Source organism: Paraburkholderia sp. FW306-2-2C-D06C, from assembly GCF_058781505.1.
The window spans coordinates 165,464-172,091 of record NZ_JBYSWU010000011.1 but is presented as its reverse complement, the minus strand read 5'-3'; the positions used below and the strand labels follow the sequence as shown (position 1 = coordinate 172,091).

Annotated in this window: 6 protein-coding genes and 1 pseudogene; 4 read left to right on the top strand and 3 right to left on the bottom strand. The window is 62.6% G+C overall.

Going from position 1 to position 6,628, the window contains the following annotated elements; genetic code table 11:
- The 3 genes and pseudogenes from AC3WLT_RS11380 to queF form a co-directional block, all read left to right on the top strand.
- Positions 1-327, top strand: a pseudogene (locus AC3WLT_RS11380) (threonine ammonia-lyase, biosynthetic); the annotation flags it as partial.
- A 34-nt stretch (positions 328-361) separates the two neighbouring features.
- Positions 362-1,264, top strand: coding sequence for a 5'-nucleotidase (locus AC3WLT_RS11375; protein ID WP_492591969.1), 903 nt, complete (start codon positions 362-364; stop codon positions 1,262-1,264).
- The gene (queF, locus tag AC3WLT_RS11370; RefSeq protein ID WP_492591968.1) at positions 1,261-2,085 is read left to right on the top strand and encodes an NADPH-dependent 7-cyano-7-deazaguanine reductase QueF; all 825 of its coding nucleotides are present in this window, start codon (positions 1,261-1,263) and stop codon (positions 2,083-2,085) included. The genes AC3WLT_RS11375 and queF overlap by 4 nt, the downstream gene beginning before the upstream one ends.
- A gap of 150 nt (positions 2,086-2,235) precedes the next feature.
- Here the strand turns inward: queF and AC3WLT_RS11365 are convergent, their stop codons facing one another.
- The 3 genes from AC3WLT_RS11365 to AC3WLT_RS11355 all read right to left on the bottom strand — a co-directional run bounded on the left by AC3WLT_RS11365 (position 2,236) and on the right by AC3WLT_RS11355 (position 5,085).
- On the bottom strand, positions 2,236-2,628 hold the full coding sequence (locus AC3WLT_RS11365; RefSeq protein WP_115099644.1) for a RidA family protein: 393 nt from the start codon (positions 2,626-2,628) through the stop codon (positions 2,236-2,238).
- Positions 2,629-2,709: 81 nt separating this feature from the next.
- Complete coding sequence (locus AC3WLT_RS11360) at positions 2,710-4,191, bottom strand: N-acyl-D-amino-acid deacylase family protein (protein WP_492591967.1); 1,482 nt, start codon at positions 4,189-4,191, stop codon at positions 2,710-2,712.
- A gap of 3 nt (positions 4,192-4,194) precedes the next feature.
- Positions 4,195-5,085, bottom strand: coding sequence for a MurR/RpiR family transcriptional regulator (locus tag AC3WLT_RS11355; protein WP_492591966.1), 891 nt, complete (start codon positions 5,083-5,085; stop codon positions 4,195-4,197).
- 147 nt (positions 5,086-5,232) lie between these two features.
- Between AC3WLT_RS11355 and AC3WLT_RS11350 the strand changes: the two genes are divergently transcribed.
- Positions 5,233-6,510 (top strand): amino acid deaminase, encoded by a 1,278-nt coding sequence (locus AC3WLT_RS11350; protein WP_492591965.1) that lies wholly within the window; start codon positions 5,233-5,235, stop codon positions 6,508-6,510.
- Positions 6,511-6,628: the final 118 nt, after the last annotated feature.

Below are 6,628 nucleotides of genomic sequence, written 5' to 3'. Positions count from 1 at the left end.
GTCGATCTGACGTTCGATGAACTCTCCAAGCAGCACATCCGCTATATGGTCGGCGGCCGTTCGCCGCTCGCGCATGACGAGCGGCTGTTCCGCTTCGAGTTTCCGGAGCGGCCGGGCGCGCTGATGAAGTTCCTGTCGTCGATGGCGCCGAACTGGAATATCAGCCTGTTCCACTACCGCAACCAGGGCGCGGACTACAGCTCGATTCTGGTCGGCATCCAGGTGCCGGAAAGCGAGAACGGCGAGTTCGAGCGCTTTCTTGCGACGCTCGGCTATCCGTACTGGGAAGAGACCGGTAATCCGGTGTACCGGCTGTTTCTCGCCTGATTCTCGCCTGATTTTTTTGGACTGAAACGCGCAGATGGCTCTTTCGCTCGCCGACAAACTGGTAGTGGCAATCTCGTCGCGCGCGCTGTTCGACTTCGAGGAAGAGAACCGCGTGTACGAGGACGGCGACCTGCCAGCGTATGAAGCCTTGCAGCGCGACCGGCTGGCTGTGCCCGCCAAGCCGGGCGTGGCATTTCCGCTGATCCGCAAGCTGCTGGCGTTGAACGCGGGCGGTCACCGTGTCGAAGTGGTGATCCTGTCGCGCAGCGATCCGATCAGCGGATTGCGCGCTTTTCATTCGTGCCGCGAACATGGCCTCGCGATCGAGCGCGGCGTCTTTACGCGTGGCCGGGCGCCGTTCGGCTATCTGAAGCCGCTGAACGCGTCGCTGTTCTTGTCCGCGAATCAGGACGACGTGCGCGACGCGCTGGCCGCGGGTTTTCCGGCTGCGCGCGTGTTGCCTGAATCGGCGAAAACGGCGAGCAAGTATCCGGACGAGATCCGGATCGCGTTCGACGGCGACGCCGTGCTGTTTTCCGACGAAGCCGAGCGCGTATTCCAGAAAGATGGCCTGCGGGCGTTTGTCGGCCATGAGATGCACAACAAGGATTTGCCGCTCGCGGACGGGCCCTTGAAGCCGTTGCTCGAAGCGCTGCACCGGCTGCAGAAACTCGCGGACGAAGCCGCGCCGATGCATATTCGTACGGCATTGGTGACAGCGCGTTCGGCGCCCGCGCATGAACGCGCGATCCGCACCTTGATGGCGTGGAACATCGAAATCGACGAAGCGATGTTCCTCGGCGGCCTCGACAAGAGCGCATTTCTGCGCGAGTTCGAGCCGGACTTTTTCTTCGACGACCAAATTGGCCACTGCGAATCGGCTCGCGTCGTGACGGCGACGGGGCACGTGCTGAGTGGCATCGTGAACGCATCATGACACCCGAACAATCACCGCTGGGCAAGCCTTCCGCCTACACCGAACAATACGACGCGTCGCTGCTGTTTCCGATCGCGCGCAGCAATGCGCGAGAGGCGATTGGAATTGGCGCGCAGTTGCCGTTTTTCGGCACGGACATCTGGAATGCTTACGAGCTGTCCTGGCTGAATGCGCGCGGCAAGCCGCAGATTGCGGTGGCGACGTTTTTTGTGCCGGCTGATTCGCCGAATATCGTCGAGTCGAAGTCGTTCAAGTTATATCTGGGATCGTTTGCGCAGACGGCATTCGAATCGATCGATATCGTGCGCGATACGATCAGGCGCGACGTCTCGGCTGCGTGCGCAGCGAGCGTGTCGGTGCACCTGGCGCAACCGGTCGAGTTCAGCCGGCTGCAACTGGAGGAATTCGACGGCTTGTCGCTCGATCGGCTCGATCTGGATACCGACGTCTATCATCCCGACCCGTCGCTGTTGACGGCGGCGCGGGACGAGGCCCCTGTCGAAGAAACGCTTGTTTCGAATCTGCTGAAATCGAATTGCCCGGTAACCGGGCAGCCCGACTGGGGCAGCGTGCAGATTCATTACGTCGGTCCGCAAATCGATCATGCAGGGCTGCTGCGGTACATCATTTCGTATCGCAATCACACGGGGTTTCATGAGCAGTGCGTCGAGCGGATCTTCGTCGACATCATGCGGCAGTGCAAGCCGGTGAAGCTCGCGGTTTACGCGCGATACACGCGGCGTGGCGGGCTCGATATCAATCCGTTCCGCACCAACTACAATCTGCCGATGCCGGATAATCTGCGCACTGCGCGGCAGTGAGTTTTTTGCGGCTCGTGGATGCGAGCGCCTCACTTGAAGTGATGAGACAGCCGGGCTTCGGCGCCACGCGTGACGGCAAGCCACGCGTGGATATTCGCCGCGGCCCGGCTGGACGCAAGCCCAGCGCCTGCGCCTGACAAGCAAAAACCATCAAGCCTTTCCAGCAGGCGTCTTATAAGCGACGCAGTCAACCTCGACCTTGCAATCGATCACCATAGAAGAAACCACACAAGCTCTGGCCGGCGGATTCTCCCCAAAATACTCCCGGAAAACCTTATTGAAAGAAGCAAAATCGCGAGGATCATCGAGCCACACCCCGCAGCGGACGACATGCTCCGCCCCATACCCGGCTTCTTTCAGAATGGCGAAAACATTCTGAATCGCCTTATGCGATTGCTCGACGATCCCGCCATTGATCACTTCGCCGTTTTCCATCGGCGTCTGCCCGGAAACGAACAACCAGCCATCCGCTTCGACAGCCCGGGCAAAGGGCATATGCTGACCGCCGGTCCCCTTCCCGCCTTCAACGCCATATCGCTTCATCATCAAACTCCTCCCAAAGTCAGGCATGCGCCGATCAAAACCGCCGCGCACCGCATCGAATAAAAGAACTCAAAACAGAACTCAAAACGCGCCGTGCGCGTCACCCTTCGACGCCGCGCCACGCGCCACAAAATGTCCCGCGCGCTCGCCGGTCACGGCTCCATCGCGATAAGACAACACCCCACTCACCCATACTGCGTCGATGCCGTCTGCCGCCTGCTGCGGCTTCTCAAACGTCGCGGCATCGCGAACTCGCGCCGGATCGAACAGCACCAGATCCGCGTGATAACCGATATGCACCTCGCCACGCTGCGCCAACCCAAACCGCCGAGCCGACAAGCTGGTCATCTTGCGCACCGCCTCTTCGAGCGGCAGCAAACCGGCATCGCGCGCGTAATGCCCGAGCACGCGCGGAAACGCGCCCCACAAGCGCGGATGCGGCAACGGATCGTTCGGCAGACCATCGGAGCCGACCATCGTCGCGGGATGCGACAGAATCCGCCGCACGTCTTCCTCGGACATGTTGTGGTACACCGCGCCCGCCGGCTGCAAGCGCTTGCCCGCCTCCTGCTGCGTCACGCCCCACTCGGCGGCAATCTCCTTCACCAGCTTGCCCGCCATCTCCGGATGCGGCTCGGACCACGTAATCGTGATGTCGATGTCGCCCGTCACCTGCTTCAGATCGAGCGTCGACGAACTGCGGTTGTACGGATAACAGTCGCAACCAATCGGCTGCATGCGCCGCGCGCCCTCCAGCGACTTCAGCACCTCCTCGCTACGCCCCCAGTTCGACGGCCCCGCGCACTTCAGATGCGAAATCACCACTGGCACGTGCGCATGACGCCCCACCCGATACGCTTCGTCCATGGCATCGAGAATCGCGTCGAACTCGGTGCGCATGTGCGTCGTATACAGCGCGCCGGCGGCGGCGAGCGGCTCGGCCAGCGCCATCACTTCTTCGGTCGGCGCGGCAAATGCGGAGCCGTACGCGAGCCCCGAGCTCAGGCCCAGCGCGCCGTTCGACAACGCCTCTTCGAGCTGCGCGCGCATGCCTTCGATTTCCTGCGGCGTCGCCGCGCGATCCAGCCGGTCCATCTGGTTGCTGCGCAATGCCGTATGCCCGATCAGCGCACTGACATTCACCGCGGGCCGCGCGGCGTTGACCGCCTTGACGTACTCGGCAAAGGTCGGATACTGGAACGCGTCGCGCTCGCCGAGCAGGTTCATCGGATCGGGCGGATCGCCCTTCAACGCAACCGGCGACGCGCTGATCCCGCAGTTGCCGACGATCACCGTCGTCACGCCCTGAGTGATCTTCGGCAGCATTTGCGGCGAACGGATCACGTGCGTGTCGTCATGCGTATGAACGTCGATGAAGCCCGGCGCCAGCGCGCGGCCGTCGGCCTCGATCACCTCTTCGGCGAGCCAGTTCGACAGATTGCCGATTGCGACGATGCGCCCGTCGCGGATCGCAACATCGCGTTCGACCGGCGGTGCGCCCGTGCCGTCATACAGTTGCGCGCCGACGATCAGCGTATCGGCGGCTTCGGGATGCGAATGCATGGATCAGTCTCCTAACGGTTGTCGATCGCCACCGCCACGGTGCGCGTCGAGCGCGTGCTTCATGCGGCGCAGCAATTCGCGGCTCTCATCACCCTGACTGACGGCAAGTTCGGTGACGAGCACATCGAGCGCCATCATCATCGCGTAACGAGACGACGACGGCTTGTAAATGAAATCGGTCTCGAACGCGACGATCGGGATCACCCAATCAGCCAGCGTGGCGAGCGGCGAAGCCGGTGCGGTCAGCGCAATCACGGTCGCGCCGTAGCTGCGTGCGATCCGGCAGTTCTCGACGATCTCCGGCACGCGGCCCGTTGTCGACAACACAATCACGACACACTCGCGCGATACCGTGCTCGCCACCATGCGCTGCAACAGGCCGTCCTGGTAGGTCGCGACAGGCCGGCCGAGGCGTACCAGCCTGAAACGCATCTCGTCGGCGAGCGCGGTCGAGCCGCCGCCCATGCCGAACACGTAGATCATCCGCGCGGCGCGCAATGCGGCTGCCGCTTCGGTGAGCGGAGCCTGACGCAGCAATTGATGGTTATGCGTGAGCGCGGTCTGCACTTCGTCGAACACGCGGGTGGCAATCGGCTCGGGCGCGTCCGTGGGAGCGCCCGCTTGCAGAAAGCGCTGGCCGACCGCGGCCGCCTGGGCGAGCCGCAGCTTCAATTCCCGCACGTCGCGGCAACCGACCGCCTTGGCAAAGCGCGTGACGGTCGCTGCGCTCACCCCGGCCTGCTGCGCGAGCGCGCCGATGCTCGCTCGCGACGCACCGGTCAGATCGTCGAGAATCAGCGCGGCAACCTTGCGCTCGGCCGAACGCAATTCCGGCGCGCATTCGGCAATGCGCGCGACGATGTCGAAAGCCAGCGGTTCGGCAGTAGAGTTCATTGTGGACTGTTGGAGGCCGGCGCAGCCGCCCGTGAGCGTGGCCGCGCGAGCCGTGGTACTAAATAACATTTCTTCGACCATCGTACTTTCGGTAACATGGTAAAGTCAACTTTGATTCAATTTAACTGGATGATGGAGCAGGGAGACATGAAAGTTACAAACTATCAAGGCGCAACGATTGATCCTTATAGCAAGGGCTTGGGCATGGTTCCAGGCACCAGCATCCAGCTCACGGATGCCGCGCGCCTCGAGTGGAATCTGTTGAACGAGGACGTGAGTCTGCCCGCCGCGGTGCTGTACGCGGATCGCGTTGAACACAACTTGAAGTGGATGCAGGCGTTCGTCGCCGAGTACGGCGTCAAGCTCGCGCCGCACGGCAAGACCACGATGTCGCCGCAGCTCTTTCGCCGTCAGCTCGAAACCGGCGCATGGGGCATCACGCTCGCCACCGCGCATCAGGTGCGCGCCGCGTATCACGGCGGCGTTTCGCGGGTGTTGATGGCCAACCAGCTGGTCGGCCGCCGCAACATGACGATGATCGCCGAGTTGCTGAGCGATCCCGATTTCGAATTCTTCTGTCTCGTCGATTCGGTCGAAGGCGTCGAGCAGTTGGGCCAGTTCTTCACATCGGTGCGCAAACCGCTGCAGGTGCTGCTCGAACTCGGCGTGCCGGGCGGCCGCACCGGCGTGCGCGACGACGCACAGCGCAACGCGGTGCTCGATGCAATCGCGCGTTATCCGGAAGTGTTGAAGCTGGCAGGCGTCGAGTTGTATGAAGGCGTGCTGAAAGAAGAGCACGAAGTGCGCGAGTTCCTGCAAAGCGCTGTTGCCGTCACGCGCGCGCTCGTCGACGAAGGGCGTTTTGCCCGTACGCCGGCCGTTTTGTCAGGCGCGGGTTCGGCCTGGTATGACGTGGTCGCGGAAGAATTCGCGAAGGCGTCGGAAACCGGCAAGGTCGAAGTCGTGCTGCGCCCCGGCTGCTATCTGACGCACGACGTCGGCATCTACCGCAAAGCGCAAACGGATATCTTCGCGCGCAATCCGGTCGCGAAGAAAATGGGAGAAGGCTTGCTGCCGGCGCTGCAATTGTGGGCGTATGTGCAGTCGATTCCGGAACCGGATCGCGCGATCATCGGTCTCGGCAAGCGCGACTCCGCTTTCGATGCGGGCATGCCGGAGCCGGCGCGCCACTATCGCCCGGGCACAGCGGCGCCGCGCGATGTCGCGGCGAGCGAAGGCTGGGAAATTTTCGGCTTGATGGATCAGCATGCGTATCTGCGGATCCCCGCCGGCGCCGATCTGAAGGTGGGCGACATGATCGCGTTCGACATCTCCCACCCGTGTCTGACGTTCGATAAGTGGCGTCAGGTGCTGGTGCTCGATCCGTCGTATCGCGTCACCGAGGTGATCGAAACGTTCTTCTGATAAGGCTGAAAAACGGCGCGCTCTACGCGGGGTGGCGCGCCGCTCGTCACGGCGGCGCATTCACTCGAACCTTGCACTCGAACCTTGCACTCAAACCTTGCGCTCGATCTTCGCACTA